Raw genomic sequence first — 15310 nt, forward strand, 5'->3', positions numbered from 1 at the left:
AAGGACGAATAAGGAGGGTCAGACTCGGGACAGCAGATCAAGCAGCAGATCTGTCGTACGACGGGAGTAGAGCAGAGAGAGATGGCCAATGGCAGGCAACTCGATATCTTCCATTCCCGCCAATCGTTGCCGCTCCTGCGGCATCACCACATTGTCGTGACTGGTGCGCACCGAGATGCCGGGCACGCAAAGCGGCACCGAAGCAAAACGCTGTAACCAACCGGAGCCGGGCTCCATCTCGCGGGCATTGGCCCCAAGCCCAAGGGCGGCTAGCTGACTGCCCTGATGAGGCGTAGCCAGCGTGATCAGGCGTGCGACCTTGTCACCCCCATGGAGAGCCAGATAGTCGCGGCAGACCAGCCCCCCCATGCTGTGACCGACCAGCACCAGCTTGTCAGCCCCGGTTTGCGCGAGCACATCGTCAATTCGCTTGGCCAATAGCGGCACCATCTCATCGATATGACCAAATGGTGGCATCAGGGTAATGGTGGCAACCACATGGCCTGCGGCTTCCAATCGGGCGCGCTGGGTGCGCCAGATCCCGCGACTGCAACCGTAACCATGCACCAGCAATACGGGACGCTGGTATGGCCGCAGCCGATCTGGTGCCATCAGCAAAGGCTCGAACGGTAGCAACAAGGTGAAGGTGTAGAGGTAGGCCAGCATCTCCTGCGCCATCATCTTCACCCTGCGCCAGGGGCCGATAGCCGGGGAGGGGTAGAAGCGGGTAAACAGCCAGCTGCCGAGCACCACCAGACAGCGCAACCCAAGCAGGGCAAACACCACAAACAGCAGGGTCAGCAACCAGGGGAGTCCCACGACCACGTGGGCGATACTCCCGAGGAGCAGCACCTCTACCATCAGCAGGATAAACAGGTGTCGTACGATCGTCATAAGGCCATGATCCGACCAGTCTGGCGTGGAAGTCAAATGGCACTTTGAGACAACTTGATCCAGCGCGGCTTTTGTCGCTAACCCCCGACGAACTCATTTCCGGTGAGGTTATTTGCAATACTGTATATCCATACATATACTCTATCCATCATCACCAAGAGGAGGCCATCATGGCTGTCGAGATCAAATATGTGGTTGTTCGTGGGGGAGTGGAAAAAATGACCTTTGCCAGCAAAAAAGAGGCCGATGCCTATGACAAGCTGCTGGATACGGCAGACGAGTTGATGACCCTGTTGGCTGGCGCCCCGATCGAGCTGGCCCCAGAGCAGCAAGAGAGTCTGGCATTCTACCTGGCAGAGCAACGCGATGTGCTGCAAACCCTGCTGCGCGGCGGCAAGGTTCAGGCAGGCACGAAAGAGGAACAGGCTCCAGCAGCCAAGCGCAAGGAGAAGCCACTAAAGCAGGTGGCCTGATGGCACAGACCTTATTTCTCGGGATAAATGGTTCAACGCATTCACTTTATTTGCATTTAAAACCATTTTCACGGCTATTTACCCCGAGAATTTTTTAACCATGCTGCATATCCTATGCATAACTGAATAGCGTGCACCACTGAGCGACACCAGCCAGATCTATGAGGAAATAATGAGCAAACAGTGGAGAGAACGTTATCCAGATCGCTCCCGGTGACTTTAATCAGCAACAACAAGAGGCAGTACCAATCCCAATAGAAGCCGCATTCATCTATCACGAGCCCTTTTCTAGCAACTCGGCTCACAGGCTCATATCGACTCATCTCAGCATCAACAAGCAACACCATGACTCAACAACCATTATCCTTGCCGCCGGCCATGCCGCTGTTTGACAGCCTTATCTATCTGGAAGCTGGCAATCCGCAGGTCAATCAGTACCTTGCCAACCTCAGCCTCAATGATGTGCCCGATGCCGGGCTGGTTTACGAACTGGCGGTCGATTGGCTGCTAGAGCAGCGCAACAGCGAAAACAACTACAAAACCTATCGCAGCGAACTGACCACTTTTTTACACTGGTGCTTTCGCGAGGCGGCCATCAGCCCGAAAGATCTCACTCGCCGCATCATGATCCGCTATCTCGACTACTGTCAGTCGCCCCCTGACGAGTTGATCGCCTATCGCAACGTAGCGCAGTTCATCCTCGACAAGGAGTGGGGAGAGCGGTTGCCCAATCCGCAATGGCGACCGTTTCTCGGCAAGCGGGAGCTGGGCCGCACCTTGCCCTATCGTCTTAGCGAGCAGGCGATGAAGACCAAGCTCGCCATCCTGTCGGCCTTCTTCCAGTTCCTGATCCAGGAGGAGTACATGGACAGGAATCCCGCTCTGCTGCTGCAGCGGGTCAAACGGCCGCAACAGCAGGAGGCCGATGATCAGGTTCAGGCCTTCAGCGAATTGCAGTGGTCATACGTGATGCAGGCCGCCGATACCCTTGCCAACGACCATCCGGAGCAACACGAGCGCAGCCGTTTTCTCACCATTCTGATGTACGCCTGCTATCTGCGGATCTCTGAGGTTGCAGCCCGGCCGGGCTTTACCCCTGTGATGGGGCAGTTCAGGCGGGATCGCAAAACCGGCGTCTGGGGCTACTTTATTCCGCAAAGCAAGGGGGGCAAACGGCGTACCGTAGCGGTATCCCAAGCGCTGTTGGCGGCACTCGAACGCTACCGCCGTTTCCTCGGTCTCTCTCCCTTGCCGAGACCGGATGAACAGACACCACTGTTCGTTCGCCATAAAGCGGCAGCACATGGTCGCGATCAGGGGGAACTCAACGCCAACCTTGGAATTCGCCAGCTACGGGATTTGATCATGGTGATCATCGGTAAAGGCGCAGAATTGGCAGAGCAGGATGGATTTGTCCAGGATGCGGCCGAGATGCGGCAACTCTCTCCCCATGCGATCCGCCACACCGGGATCACCCATGACATCAACCTGCATGGTCGACCGCTTTCCCACGTACAAGCCGATGCAGGACATGACAGCATCGACACCACTTCGAAATACCTGCACACCAGCAACAGCGAACGACATGAGAGCGCGCAACAAAAACCGCTAGACAGATTGAGCCAACAAACGAGAGATAATCGTTCAAAGGGCGGGTGAGCATCGTGACCTAAAAAAGTGATTCATTAAGGTCTAATTCAAGCTGGTGCCGTTATTTTGTACTTCTCTGGATGGCAACCGGTTCAGGGAACAGCAGGGCTGTTAAGAACGAGCAGGTAGCCATCCGCGGGATCAATATTTATTCCGTATCAGAGAGAAAAATAACCAAATCGCTTGCTCAAACATCGAGACAACCCCCTATGCCGATAGACATCATCAAGAAGACCTACAAGATTGTCGGACAAGGCGATCTGATGGCGCAATTTACCCTTATCCCCTCAGGCACGTTGAATATCTGGTTTCCCGAAACAGGATTGCAGATGGAGGCACCCTGTAGCCAACTTCGTTTTGAAAATGACACCCTGCTCTATACCAACGGCATGCACTACAGCCAGGCGAGAGCATTCTGGTCGTTAACACTTCACTCTGTCGATATGAATGAACTGAAGAGGTTAATCATGGATATGTGCAGCAATGTCCACATATCCCATCCGCGAACGCCCATACCCAAACGCAAACATTGGCTAATAGCCTGATCAGCCGGAATGAAAGAACAAGACCCGTCTCGCAAAAGGCGGGTCTTTTTCATTCTCTCTGTGGAGTGCATCGAGGTCTAAAAAGGTGATTTGATGACTTATAAGAATGGTCATCATCGTGGGCTACCGAAAACACTCAGGAGCCAAACACAACATAACGAAAATATATAAATGGTTACGTTAAATGCACCATTATAAAAGTCACGAAAGCCAAGAGGGGAGGGAGCGCTTATTGCATCAAGGGCATTGGTGATCCAGCACTTTTGTAAGTGTTAACTATTCAACACGGGAAATTTGCATCTTTAGCATATTGAGTAAGGGCAGGGGATCTGTCCATCCATTAAGGCGACTACTTTAACCAGGTCAAGGCAGCCTCTAATAGTGGACTCTTGTCTCAAAATGGGACATTTGTGGTTTCAGAATATCGACTAAGGGGAGGGGGTATATCTGATCATTGGGATGACTACTTCAACCAGGAAAAGGCACCGCCCGACTTCCTGGTTGAGCGAGTAGATGTTGTGGGCGAGGGGGCTTTGGCGGATCAGTTGGCCAAGTTGGCCGACCTCTACATTGCCAAACAGCAGGGGAACCGGATGGCAGGTCTTGCTGACTTGGGTGAGGATCTTCTTAAGCTGGCCGAGAGCGGCATTCGTGACGGTTCATCGTCATGTGCTGGATTGGTGAAGGAATTGTGCCGCAGAACCGGCTGAATAAAGCCTTGTTATCTCTCACAATGATGCCGATAAATGGGGTTATCGGCATTAGCCTTAACCTTGTCTGCTATCTTGGCTTGTTGCATCATACGAATCTCATTTTCTACTTAATGAAGGACTATATGGCAAGCAGGGACAAACGGGCTCAGCGCTCGAAGCTCAAAGCCAAGCAGGCTAGAAAAGCGAAGCAGGCGTCCATAGCTCGACAATCAACTCATTACACATTAAACGATGACCAGATTCGTGTGTTTCAGTCATTGCCGCAACCAGACCCTTCATTTTCCTATGTAAAACCATTGATAGATGAAATGTACGCAGGGCTCTGTGCTGAGGGCCAAGAAGATGATGTGTTGGCCTTTGAGTTCATTGAGATCGTAACTCTCGCCGCTGCTTCTTATATCATCTGGTCAGAGAACAACCTGAGGTCATTCCAGCAAAGTCTCATTGCCACAATATCCGATGAGCTTGCTGATAATCCTCAGTTCATGCACGCATTGATGGGTTCTTTGCCGCCAATCTTCCTTGAAGACCTCAGTGTGATGAGCCAAGTCTTCGAGAACGCTAACGAACAGGGTGAAGTTTCTGAAGACTTTCTGAAGAAACTCAATTCACCGGCTATCAACTTTCTCTGAACCCATATCTGGGCCCCAATCCATTTCACCTGGTGACGCGGCATTGGGGTCACAGTGTGCCAACAGTTCTTTCAGTGTGTAGCTCGGCTGGCCACGCAGTTTGGCACGAGCACGCTCCACATCATCAAACGCCGCAGTCAGCAGCGCCGGATCACCATCTTCAAGGGCTGCCTGCAGATAGGCAACCATATCGGCCTCAGTGGCCAAGCCGTCAGCCACATCAAAGCGGCTCCATTGCTCAGTTCTCTTCATTCAGTCCTCCTGCATCCGTCATTGCGCATAATGTATATTATGTTAAATTTGGTATCTTGTTTCCTGTCACCTCTTATTGAACTGTGTATAATGGCAACAATTGATCCTATCTTCGACCGGACGTCTTAAGTGGCTGAATTAACATCAGAACAATTAAAACCCGCTTTTGCGATTGAACAGTTCCCCAGGCTTTGTGAGCTTGATCCCATCCCCTTTGCCGCTCTGCAACCCAGAGCAATCTCCGGTATCAAACGTCTGGCCAGTTTTGATGGTGATTGCCCGGTTATGCTGCTCAACGGTTTCCCCGGTGCCGATTATGAAGATGTGTGCCGCACTCTGATTGCCGACTCCAATGGTAAGGATGGCGATCTGTTCGACCTCTGCTATACCGAGAATCTCAACAACCCGTTCAAACCTATCTGGCTGCGACTGCAACCCGGTACTGGCGTTGAGTTTTGCGAAATGGTTGGCGAGCTACTCAAGTTGCTTAGCCACCATCTCGATGCCGAGCGAATCGTAACCCGCATCATGCGCAAGCAAAACAACGATCCAAAGATCGATGACTTTCTCTCGGATCTGGCGGCCCATGTGGCATTGGGACTGGAGTTTCAGCATCCGGTGCTGATCAACCTGCTTATTCATCACCAAGAGCAGGAAGCACCGGTAATTTACGGTCGTGATCTCAACTGGGATACCCTGTTTGGTTCCATCAACTATCAGACAGAACAGGGTTCTGTCTACGCGAATCAGCACTTGCTGGAACCAGGTTTGCTACGTCAGGCCAATGGTGGCTACCTTATTCTTCAACTGGATGAGCTGCTCGACCAGCCTCATCTTTGGTTTAAGCTCAAAAATGCTATGCAAAAAGGCGAGCTGGACTGGAACGCCTATCAGGAAGGCAAGACACTAACCCCCTTCTTTGCACCTGAAGCGACCCCCATCAAGCTCAAGCTGATCTTGGTGGGTGACCGACTGGACGTGGCTGAGTTCCAGATGCTGGATCGTGACATGTCAGAGCGTATATTCCTGCGCGCCGACCTAGTATCCGAAGTAAACATAGAGGAAGACCTGCAGGAGTTTCTGCAGTATCTGGCCTGGTTACGTGAACGCTGGAACTTGCTGGATTTCACACCGGCAGCCCTTGTCGCACTCTGTCGCCATGCCAGCAGACTCTGTGATCACCAGGAGTGGCTCTCTCTCTCCGCGGTACAACTCTCCGCCATCATGAGGATGGCTGACAGTCTGGCACGGGAGCTGGAAGCGGAAGAGGTCACCGACGAGCACATTCGTGGTGCGCTGGAGGAGCAGGATTATCGCCTCAACTATCTGGTTGAGCAGTCCGATCAGGGGGTTATCGACGGCCAGATCCTGCTGCAAACCGATGGTGAAGAGATTGGCCAAATTAATGGTCTCTCCGTCATTCAGGTCTCCGGTCACCCATATGACTTTGGCGAACCGGTACGCCTGACCGCCACTGTTCACTTGGGTGATGGCGATGTGGCGGATATCGAGCGCAAGGCTGAACTGGCTGGCCATATTCATGCCAAGGCGATGATGATCATTCACGGCTACCTCTCCAACAAGTTCGGTGCCGAGAACCCCTCCCCTCTGTCGGCCAATCTGGTATTCGAGCAGTCTTACCACGAAATCGATGGTGACAGTGCCTCCCTGACCGGCCTGTGTGCCCTGCTCTCTGCCCTCGCCCGCCAGCCTATCTATCAGCACTTCGCCGTGACCGGTGCGGTCGATCAGTTTGGCAATGTGCAGGCCGTTGGTGGCGTGAACGAGAAGATTGAAGGCTTCTTCCGGGTGTGCAAGATCCACGGCATCACCGGCAAGCAAGGGATCATTTTGCCGGGCACCAACATCCAGCAGCTTAACCTCTCTGACGAGGTGATTGCAGCGGTTGAAGCAGGCCAGTTCCACATCCATCCGGTGGACCATGTTGAAGAGGCCATCGAGCTACTGACCGGTTGTGTGGCCGGTGAACCTGATATGCCTGACACCTTGTTTGGCCGTATTCAGGAGCGTCTGGATGAACTGAACGGCACCACAGCAAAAGCCGGGCTACTACGCTCGCTGCTGGAGCGCTGGTTGGGCCGTTAATGAAGTGATCGGAGTTGTTTAGCTAACAACTGTACGCTAGATTGACGCAGCTTTATTCATTTGAAGGAAACTCAGTGTGACCGTAGACAATCCAACCATGGAAGCCCGCCTTTCCCTGTGCGAACAGGGCAAGAACTCTTTTACCCGTGAGGAGCTGCTGGCTTGCAGCCGTGGCGAACTGTTTGGTGAGGGTAACAGTCAGCTGCCCGCCCCCAACATGTTGATGATGGATCGCATCGTCAAGATTAATGACCACGGCGGCGAGCACGGCAAGGGAGAGATCCTCGCAGAGCTCGACATTACCCCTGATCTCTGGTTCTTCGATTGTCACTTCCCCGGCGATCCCGTGATGCCTGGCTGTCTCGGTCTGGATGCCATGTGGCAGCTGGTTGGCTTCTTCCTAGGCTGGAAAGGCGGTCCTGGCAAGGGTCGTGCTCTGGGCGTGGGTGAAGTGAAATTCACCGGCCAGATCCTGCCGACCGCCAAGAAAGTGACCTACAAGATCACCTTCAAGCGGGTCATCAACCGCAAGCTGGTGATGGGAATTGCTGATGGTGTGGTCGAAGTCGACGGCCGTCCGATCTACAGCGCCACCGACCTGAAAGTGGGCCTCTTCAAAGATACTACCGCATTCTGATCTCTCTGATTGGTGGTAAAACAGCATTAACGCAAAGGGGCCACAACGGCCCCTTTCCTTTTGTAATGAGTGATGAAGTACCTGCTACTTCATGAAGAGGCCTGAGCCCCGCCCTTCCATGGCGTCACGCCAACCACCAAGCCAATGCCCACGGGCATCCAGGCATTGATACGGACACGCTTCTTTCTGTTTGCCGACCACGCCAGCCTGATAACCACGAGCACGAGCTCTTTCCAGACGGTCCCGCTTCTGTCTCTTCATCATCTACGACCCTCTTCGTGGAACAAAAAAAGCGACCAAATTCTCATCGGTCGCTTTCATCTTTACTCCTGCGAGCGCACTCGGTCAAACAAAAACTTCCACCCTAACCGGGCTATGTGACACAAGGCACTGAACTGGATTAAGTTTTAATTACAGGGAACTTACTCCTGATTTTTGAGTCCTTCCAGCTCTTCCCAACGAGCAAATGCCTCCTCCAGCGCCGTCTCGGCTGCACTCAATTCGGCCAGTTTGGGCTGGGTCTGCTCGCTTGGCAGGGAGAAGAAACCGGGCTGGTTGATCTCGCTTTGCAGCGCATCGAGTTCGGCTTCCAGCTGCTCAAGACGCGCCGGCAGACCATCCAGTTCAAGCTGTAGCTTGTAGGAGAGTTTTTTGCCTTTCTTCGGCGCTTCGCTCACTGTGGCTACCGGCTCGGGAGCCTTCACAGGCGTGCTCTTGGCCTGTTGCTGAGCACGCTGCTGCTCGCGGGTCGCAATCATGTCGGCATAGCCGCCCACGTAGTCGCTGATGCGGCCATCCCCCTCAAACAGCCAGCAACCGGTTACCGTATTGTCGATGAAGCGACGATCGTGACTGACCAGCAGCAGAGTGCCTGGATAGTCCGCCAGCAGCTCTTCCAGCAGCTCCAGTGTCTCGACGTCGAGGTCGTTGGTCGGTTCGTCGAGGATCAGCAGGTTGCTCGGTTTAAGGAACAGCTTGGCCAGCAGCAAACGGTTTTTCTCACCGCCAGAAAGCGCCTTGACCGGCGTTCTGGCCCTCTTGGGTTCAAACAGGAAGTCCTGCAGATAGCCGAGGATATGGCGGGAGCGACCGCGCACCATCACTTCCTGCTTGCCCTCCCCGACGTTGTCCACCACCGTCTGCTCGGGATCGAGCTGTTCGCGGTACTGATCGAAGTAGGCCACTTCCAGATTGGTACCCTGACGCACCGAACCACGAGTGGCATCTAGCTGACCCAGCAGCAGCTTGATCAGGGTCGACTTGCCGCAACCGTTGGGGCCGACCAGCGCAATCTTGTCCCCACGCAGCACCTGCAGATCCAGCCCCTCGAACAGGGTGCGATCACCAAAGTCGAGTCCCAACCCTTCAGCTTCAAATACCAGCTTGCCGGAGCGGCTCGCCTCGTCGAGTTGCAGCTTGGCTTTGCCCTGCAGTTCGCGACGCTGGGTACGCTCCATGCGCATCGCCTTGAGGGCGCGCACTCGCCCCTCGTTACGGGTACGGCGCGCCTTGATCCCCTGGCGTACCCACACCTCCTCCTGCGCCAGCTTGCGATCGAACTCAGCATTTTTCAGCTCTTCGACCCGCAGCCACTCCTCTTTGCCCTGCTGGTACTCGTCATAGTTGCCGGGCCAGGAGGTGATCACGCCGCGATCCAGATCGATGATCCGGGTCGCCAGCTTGTGGATGAACTCACGGTCGTGGGAGATGAAAACGATGGCGCCACGGAAATCCTTGAGGAACTCTTCCAGCCAGTTGATGGCCTCGATATCCAGGTGGTTAGTCGGCTCATCGAGCAGCAACAAGTCGGGATCGCAAGCCAGCGCACGGGCCAGCGCCACTTTTCGCAGCCAACCGCCAGAGAGACTATCGAGGGTCACATCGGGATCCAGCCCCAGCAGGGTCAACACCTGACTGATGCGGGTCTCGAACTGCCAACCGTTCTGATAGTCGAGCTGCTCTTGCAACTCGCTCATCTTGCGAATATTGGCATCTGACGGATCGCTCGCCAGCTCCATGGAGATGTGGTGGTACTGCTTGAGCAGCTCCCCCACCCCCGCCAGCCCTTCGGCGGCATAGTCAAACACCGTCAGCTCGCTGGAAGCAGGCGGATCCTGCTCAAGGCGGGTCACTTTCAAATCTTGTTGCAGCACCAGACGCCCGTCGTCCAGCGGCAATTCGCTGGCAATGACCTTCATCAGGGTAGACTTGCCCGCCCCGTTGCGGCCAACCAGACAGAGGCGCTCGCCCCGCTCGATGGTCAATTCGGCATTGTCGAGCAGCGGGAAATCACTGAACGACAGACATGCGCCGTGCAATGTTAAAAGAGCCATGTGTGTTCCTTATTTCATATGAAAAAAACGGGCAGCAGACTGGGTCTGCCCCCGTTTTATCGTCAAATCACTCTCACCCCTGACGGGCGGCCCAGCTTTTGAGCTCCACCAGTGTGAAGGGCCAGCCGAGCTCGCGGCCTGCTTCGTCACGCAGCACCGGAATGCGCACCCGATAGGCGGCAAGCCACTGCTCATCATCCATGATGTCGCACTGGCGGGTGGTAGCGGCAAGGCCGGCCTCCTCCACCAGCGCCCAGGCCTGCTCGCACAGGTGGCAACCGTCGGTATGAAACAGGGTCAGCATCACGCCTCGCCTTGCTCCGGCGCATGGGTGATGATCCAGCAGTTGTGGATGTGCTGGTTGCGCTCGAAATCCTTCGGTCGCGTCTTCTGGGTGATGTTCTGGGCCTTGAGACCAGTGGCCTCTAGACCGGCCAGATCCATCTTGAAGTGACGCTTGTTGTTGGAGAAGACCAGGGTGCCGTCCGCCGCCAGCAGGCGCTTCAGGTGCTGCATCAGCAACAGGTGATCGCGCTGTACGTCGAAGCTCTCGTCCATCCGCTTGGAGTTGGAGAAGGTGGGCGGATCGATAAAGATGAGGTCGTACTGCTCATCGGCTTCAGACAACCACTTCAGGCAATCGGCCTGGACAAACTTGTGCTGACGGCCCACCAGCGAGTTGAGACGCATGTTGTCCTGCGCCCAGTTCAGGTAGGTGTGGGACATGTCCACTGTGGTGGTCTCGCTGGCACCGCCAAGACCTGCATGCACGGTGGCACTGCCGGTATAGGCAAACAGGTTCAGGAAGCGCTTGCCCTTGGCCATCTGGCCCAGCATGCGGCGAGTCTGACGGTGGTCGAGGAACAGGCCGGTATCCAGATAGTCGTAGAGGTTGACCCACAGGCGGGCACCGTACTCCTGCACTTCCATCCGGTGCTGCTCTTCGGAGAGCTTCTGATACTGCTGTTTGCCTTCCTGACGCTCACGTACCTTCAGGATCACCTTCTCGCCATCCATGCCGGTCACCTTGATGGCGGCCTGAACCATGTCGAGCAGACGCTGACGGGTCTTCTGGGCGGGGATGTCCTTGGGCGCGGCATACTCCTGCACCACCAGATAGTCCTGATAGCGGTCGATGGCGGCGTTGTATTCCGGCAAGTCGGCATCGTAGATGCGATAGCAATCGATGCCCTCTTTGTTGGCCCATTTCTCGAGGGTTTTCAGATTCTTGCGCAGACGGTTTGCAAAGTCCTGTGCGACCTCTTTTTGGGAAGCCACGGAGTCCAGTGCGATTTGATAATTGCGCAGCTGACACTCGAGGGCGCCGTTGAACAGGCGATACTGCTTGTCGGCGCGCAGGCGCAGACAGCTGAGCAGCTCGGGCGATGCGGAAAGAATGGAGACTCTCCACCCCTGGAAGCTGCGACGCAGGGCATCGCCAAGGGCCTGATGCACTTCCAGCAGCGCCGGGAACTCGCCAAGACGCTCGCCGTAAGGCGGGTTGGAGATAAGCATGCCGACCTGGCGGGCCTCCCCTTGACCTGCTTCCCCTTCAACAGGGGCAGGCATCGGCAGCGGGTTTTCCAGCTTGGTGACGTCGGCCTGCTTGAAGGTGATGAGGTGGGCCACACCGGCTGCTTTGGCGTTATCACGGGCTTTGAGCAGCACACGCTGGTCGGCATCACAACCAAACAGTTTTACTTCGCAACGCTGCATGCCGCGTTTGGCTCGCACTTGCGCTTCCATCATCAGGCTTTGCCACAGCTCGCTATCGTGCTGCAGCCAGCGATCGAAACCGAAGCGCTCGCGGCGCAGCGCCGGTGCCATGTCGGCGGCGATAAAGGCCGCTTCAATCAGCAAGGTACCGGAACCGCACATCGGGTCCATCATGGGCTCACCGGCCCAGCCGCTACGGGCAATCATGGCGCAGGCCAGGTTCTCTTTAAGCGGTGCCTCACCGGTTCCCTGACGATAGAAACGCTGGTGCAGCGCAGGGCCTGACAAGTCCAGCGTGATATTGGCTTTGCCTTTGCCCAGGTGCGCCATGATGCGAATGTCCGGCGACTTTTTGTCCACGTCCGGACGCACGTGACCGCGCTTGGTGAAGCGATCTACGATGGCATCCTTGATCTTCAGCGCGCCATATTGGGTATTGCGAATGGCGGGGTTGGTACCGGTAAAGTCCACCGCGATGGTAGAGGTACCGGAGAAGTGCTCTTCCCAGGGGATGGTGTGGGCGCCCAGATAGAGATCCAGATCATCGTTCATCTGGAATTCGGAGAGCACCAGCACAATACGGGAGGCAAAACGACTCCACAGGCAGGCCTTGTAGCCAATTGCCAGTTCGCCTTTGAAGTGAACGCCAGCCACGGTCTCACGGACCTGCTCTGCGCCCAGGGTGGTCAGCTCGTCGGCCAACAGGTTTTCCAGCCCCTTGGGGCAGGTTGCAAAAAATTCTTTCATCACGCTCACGGGGAACCCATAAAAATAGTGCCGCATTATACCTCATCAGGCGGGCTGGAGCATGCAAAAGTCGGCGCAAACAGCAGGATGGAAACAGATTGATAGGTGGCGAAAAGGTAAAAGGCCCCATGACTACCCGATGGCGAGATCATGGGGCCAGACATCATTTAGCGGATCACTTCATACGGGCCTTGAAACGGGGATTGCTTTTGCAAATCACGAACAATTTGCCCCGACGGCGCACCAACTGACAATCGGGGTGGCGCGCCCGTGCGGATTTGAGTGAACAGACGACCTGCATTCAGGACTCCTTCTTGCTTGAAAATGCGCCAAAGCGCTTGTTGAAACGGGCCACACTCCCCTCACTCGATACCTGCTTCTGCTTGCCGGTATAGAACGAGTGCGACTGGCTGGAAACATCGAGCGACACATAGGGATACTCCTTCCCGTCTTGCCACGTGTAGCGGCGATCGCTCTTGATGGTTGAACCGACCAGGAAAAAGGCATCTGCCGCCGTGTCATGGAACAGAACCAAACGATAATCAGGATGAATATGAGGCTTCATGGCAACTCCATTTTGTTATGTTATAACAAAATGTAAGTGAGAATAGCTCTCGTTTCAAGCATAAAATGTCGTATGAAGAAAATCGCAGCAGTGAGTGATGTGTTGATAGTTAGGTGGAGGCACTACGCAAGCAGAGCGAAACAGAGGGAAGTACCATGCTTACAGCACGGAATACCAAGATACTGCGTGGTGCAAGTGGATGTAACAAGCCTCAAGAGAGGCTGGATCACAACTATGAAGATCAATCAGAATGGGCAAGATGTTCGCGGATCAATGAAGTATCAGAAACGAGGCACGATTGAGGTGACAACAGTAAAAACAGGCAGCGGTGTAATCACAGAGATAAAACGATTGATGAAAATATATCAACTAACCTGACGATATTGCTCGGTCACGGTAATACGCGGTTTCATCCGGTTATTCATCACCTTGATCACCCCGAAACGCGGCAAAGCTTTACTGGTGGTCAATACCAGATCGGCAGTGAGGTTCAAACAGACGCTGGCCTGCTCCCCTGCCTCAATGACCATAAATTCGCCGTTACCATGGGGTGTATTCATCAGGACCAGATCACCGTTTTGCGGGATCACTTGCGGATGTTGTTCACTAAAAAACCAGCTTTGCGGCATCAGGGGTTTATAAAAGCGACTGACCGCGATGGCATTAAGCACCAACTGAACCTGATGGGGAATACTCCACTCAAGTTCGGCTGCTTTATCCATCAACTGATAATAGAGGGCGGTATCATCGACACAAAAAGGCTGGGCTGCAAACGAACTGGGCACCAATTGTCGCCCTTTATACTCGGTCGCAAATAACATGTTATCAGACAGGTCCAACATCAGACGGTCACTCTGGGCATCATAGTGCCATTGCCAGCTATCGGTCGGTTGGATAAACATGTTGGAGCCCTTACTTGATAATTACCAGTTGACTTTATTCCATATGCAGGAAATCAGCAACGTCAAATAAAGGGCTCCGCCATCTATTTCTTAAATATTGGTCACAATCTCTTTGACCAACCCCGGCCCTTTATAAATAAAGCCGCTATAAATTTGTACCAGACTGGCACCGGCGGCCAATTTTTCACGGGCGGCCATGGCACTATCAATACCACCCACACCGATAATTGGCAGAGCACCATTGAGCGCCTTGGCCAGATGACGGATCACCTCGGTACTCTTGTGCTGCAGCGGACGACCGCTCAAGCCACCCGCTTCACCGGCGTGGGGCATGTCATAAATCATCTCGCGCTCGAGGGTGGTATTGGTGGCGATAACCCCATCAATACCATTCCGTACCAGCGACGCGGCCACCTGATCTATTTCTTCAAGGCTTAAATCCGGGGCAATTTTAACCGCCAGCGGCACATACTTTTTATATTGGGCGGCCAGCTCTTGCTGACGCACCTTGAGGGCGGCCAGCAATTCATCCAGCGCCTCGCCATATTGCAGTGAACGCAAACCCGGGGTGTTGGGGGAAGAGATATTGACGGCAATATAACCGGCATGATCATAAACCTTGTCCATGCAGATCAGGTAATCATCCTTGCCCTGTTCGATGGGAGTGTCTTTGTTTTTGCCGATATTAATGCCGATGACTCCCTGATATTTGGCCTCTTTTACCTTGGCCACCAGATGATCCACCCCCTTGTTGTTGAATCCCATCCGGTTGATGATCCCCTCTGCCGGAATAACCCGGAACAGGCGCGGCTTGTCATTACCGCTTTGGGGTCTGGGGGTGACGGTACCGACTTCGATAAAACCAAATCCCATGGCGCCCAGCGCGTCAATGCACTCACCATCTTTATCCAGACCGGCCGCCAATCCCACCGGATTGGCAAAAGAAAGCCCCATGACAGTGACGGGGCGTTTCGGCAAATTCTGGCGGAAGAAACAATCGAGTGGCGTACCGAGAAGGCGGGGCAAATATTTCATGGAGAGATCGTGAGCCTGTTCCGGATTGAGTTTGAACAGGAAATGCCTGGCGATGGGGTACAACATCTTTGCTCCTTAAAGAAAGCCCCGGCAACTGGCCGGGGCTTTAG

16 protein-coding genes are annotated in these 15310 nt (G+C 54.5%); 6 read left to right on the plus strand and 10 right to left on the minus strand.

From position 1 onward, the window contains the following. Nucleotides 1–18 precede the first annotated feature (18 nt). Nucleotides 19–894, minus strand: a complete 876-nt coding sequence (locus G5182_RS13570) for an esterase/lipase family protein (protein ID WP_227342924.1) — start codon at nucleotides 892–894, stop codon at nucleotides 19–21. Between the two features lie 170 nt (nucleotides 895–1064). Between G5182_RS13570 and G5182_RS13575 the strand changes: the two genes are divergently transcribed. From G5182_RS13575 to G5182_RS13590, 4 genes are all read left to right on the plus strand, one after another. Further along, complete coding sequence (locus G5182_RS13575; protein WP_139407553.1) at nucleotides 1065–1367, plus strand: YebG family protein; 303 nt, start codon at nucleotides 1065–1067, stop codon at nucleotides 1365–1367. Nucleotides 1368–1745: 378 nt separating this feature from the next. Next, the gene (locus G5182_RS13580) at nucleotides 1746–3026 is read left to right on the plus strand and encodes a tyrosine-type recombinase/integrase (protein ID WP_227343050.1); all 1281 of its coding nucleotides are present in this window, start codon (nucleotides 1746–1748) and stop codon (nucleotides 3024–3026) included. Nucleotides 3027–3097: 71 nt separating this feature from the next. Continuing rightward, nucleotides 3098–3562 (plus strand): hypothetical protein, encoded by a 465-nt coding sequence (locus G5182_RS13585; RefSeq protein ID WP_421172900.1) that lies wholly within the window; start codon nucleotides 3098–3100, stop codon nucleotides 3560–3562. 667 nt (nucleotides 3563–4229) lie between these two features. Beyond that, nucleotides 4230–4907, plus strand: coding sequence for a hypothetical protein (locus G5182_RS13590; protein ID WP_227342920.1), 678 nt, complete (start codon nucleotides 4230–4232; stop codon nucleotides 4905–4907). Here G5182_RS13590 and G5182_RS13595 read toward each other — a convergent pair. Further along, a complete protein-coding gene (locus tag G5182_RS13595; protein WP_227342918.1) occupies nucleotides 4884–5159 on the minus strand; it encodes a hypothetical protein in 276 nt (91 codons plus the stop codon). The two genes, G5182_RS13590 and G5182_RS13595, sit on opposite strands and share 24 nt — an antisense overlap. A gap of 129 nt (nucleotides 5160–5288) precedes the next feature. Between G5182_RS13595 and G5182_RS13600 the strand changes: the two genes are divergently transcribed. Beyond that, a complete protein-coding gene (locus G5182_RS13600; RefSeq protein ID WP_421254438.1) occupies nucleotides 5289–7265 on the plus strand; it encodes a Lon protease family protein in 1977 nt (658 codons plus the stop codon). A 97-nt stretch (nucleotides 7266–7362) separates the two neighbouring features. Further along, entirely contained in the window at nucleotides 7363–7902 is a 540-nt protein-coding gene (gene fabA / locus G5182_RS13605) for a 3-hydroxyacyl-[acyl-carrier-protein] dehydratase FabA (RefSeq protein WP_216954370.1), read from the plus strand. 84 nt (nucleotides 7903–7986) lie between these two features. On the opposite strand, the gene rmf is transcribed toward fabA, so the two are convergent. From rmf to pyrD, 8 genes are all read right to left on the minus strand, one after another. Then, entirely contained in the window at nucleotides 7987–8166 is a 180-nt protein-coding gene (gene rmf, locus G5182_RS13610; RefSeq protein ID WP_005315693.1) for a ribosome modulation factor, read from the minus strand. A gap of 158 nt (nucleotides 8167–8324) precedes the next feature. Continuing rightward, nucleotides 8325–10235 (minus strand): ABC transporter ATP-binding protein, encoded by a 1911-nt coding sequence (locus G5182_RS13615; RefSeq protein WP_421254439.1) that lies wholly within the window; start codon nucleotides 10233–10235, stop codon nucleotides 8325–8327. A 73-nt stretch (nucleotides 10236–10308) separates the two neighbouring features. Then, nucleotides 10309–10539: a glutaredoxin family protein gene (locus G5182_RS13620; RefSeq protein ID WP_139459381.1), complete on the minus strand. Its 231-nt coding sequence runs from the start codon at nucleotides 10537–10539 to the stop codon at nucleotides 10309–10311. Continuing rightward, a complete protein-coding gene (rlmKL, locus tag G5182_RS13625; protein ID WP_421254440.1) occupies nucleotides 10539–12734 on the minus strand; it encodes a bifunctional 23S rRNA (guanine(2069)-N(7))-methyltransferase RlmK/23S rRNA (guanine(2445)-N(2))-methyltransferase RlmL in 2196 nt (731 codons plus the stop codon). The genes G5182_RS13620 and rlmKL overlap by 1 nt, the downstream gene beginning before the upstream one ends. A 139-nt stretch (nucleotides 12735–12873) precedes the next feature. Continuing rightward, nucleotides 12874–12999, minus strand: a complete 126-nt coding sequence (ykgO, locus tag G5182_RS13630) for a type B 50S ribosomal protein L36 (protein WP_005336596.1) — start codon at nucleotides 12997–12999, stop codon at nucleotides 12874–12876. Next, on the minus strand, nucleotides 13000–13263 hold the full coding sequence (locus tag G5182_RS13635) for a type B 50S ribosomal protein L31 (protein WP_005336598.1): 264 nt from the start codon (nucleotides 13261–13263) through the stop codon (nucleotides 13000–13002). Nucleotides 13264–13628: 365 nt separating this feature from the next. Beyond that, nucleotides 13629–14165: a cell division protein ZapC gene (locus tag G5182_RS13640; protein ID WP_227342900.1), complete on the minus strand. Its 537-nt coding sequence runs from the start codon at nucleotides 14163–14165 to the stop codon at nucleotides 13629–13631. Between the two features lie 90 nt (nucleotides 14166–14255). Beyond that, nucleotides 14256–15266 carry a quinone-dependent dihydroorotate dehydrogenase gene (gene pyrD / locus G5182_RS13645; protein ID WP_005336601.1) on the minus strand — a complete coding sequence of 337 codons (1011 nt, stop codon included), beginning with the start codon at nucleotides 15264–15266 and terminating at the stop codon, nucleotides 14256–14258. Between the last annotated feature and the right edge of the window lie 44 nt (nucleotides 15267–15310).

The sequence above is a fragment of the Aeromonas sp. 600948 genome (assembly GCF_049174875.1).
GTDB classification, from domain to species: Bacteria; Pseudomonadota; Gammaproteobacteria; order Enterobacterales; family Aeromonadaceae; genus Aeromonas; species Aeromonas veronii_A.

Bases quoted from the DNA above. Each gene is read 5' to 3' on its own strand.
- G5182_RS13580 (WP_227343050.1), top strand. From the start codon at position 1,746: ATGCCGCTGTTTGACAGCCTTATCTATCTGGAAGCTGGCAATCCGCAG.
- G5182_RS13640 (WP_227342900.1), bottom strand. From the start codon at position 14,165: ATGTTTATCCAACCGACCGATAGCTGGCAATGGCACTATGATGCCCAG.
- ykgO (WP_005336596.1), bottom strand. From the start codon at position 12,999: ATGCAGGTCGTCTGTTCACTCAAATCCGCACGGGCGCGCCACCCCGAT.
- G5182_RS13595 (WP_227342918.1), bottom strand. From the start codon at position 5,159: ATGAAGAGAACTGAGCAATGGAGCCGCTTTGATGTGGCTGACGGCTTG.
- fabA (WP_216954370.1), top strand. From the start codon at position 7,363: ATGGAAGCCCGCCTTTCCCTGTGCGAACAGGGCAAGAACTCTTTTACC.
- G5182_RS13620 (WP_139459381.1), bottom strand. From the start codon at position 10,539: ATGCTGACCCTGTTTCATACCGACGGTTGCCACCTGTGCGAGCAGGCC.
- G5182_RS13570 (WP_227342924.1), bottom strand. From the start codon at position 894: ATGACGATCGTACGACACCTGTTTATCCTGCTGATGGTAGAGGTGCTG.
- G5182_RS13590 (WP_227342920.1), top strand. From the start codon at position 4,230: ATGTGCTGGATTGGTGAAGGAATTGTGCCGCAGAACCGGCTGAATAAA.
- G5182_RS13575 (WP_139407553.1), top strand. From the start codon at position 1,065: ATGGCTGTCGAGATCAAATATGTGGTTGTTCGTGGGGGAGTGGAAAAA.
- G5182_RS13615 (WP_421254439.1), bottom strand. From the start codon at position 10,235: ATGGCTCTTTTAACATTGCACGGCGCATGTCTGTCGTTCAGTGATTTC.
- rlmKL (WP_421254440.1), bottom strand. From the start codon at position 12,734: ATGCGGCACTATTTTTATGGGTTCCCCGTGAGCGTGATGAAAGAATTT.
- G5182_RS13635 (WP_005336598.1), bottom strand. From the start codon at position 13,263: ATGAAGCCTCATATTCATCCTGATTATCGTTTGGTTCTGTTCCATGAC.
- rmf (WP_005315693.1), bottom strand. From the start codon at position 8,166: ATGATGAAGAGACAGAAGCGGGACCGTCTGGAAAGAGCTCGTGCTCGT.
- pyrD (WP_005336601.1), bottom strand. From the start codon at position 15,266: ATGTTGTACCCCATCGCCAGGCATTTCCTGTTCAAACTCAATCCGGAA.
- G5182_RS13585 (WP_421172900.1), top strand. From the start codon at position 3,098: ATGGCAACCGGTTCAGGGAACAGCAGGGCTGTTAAGAACGAGCAGGTA.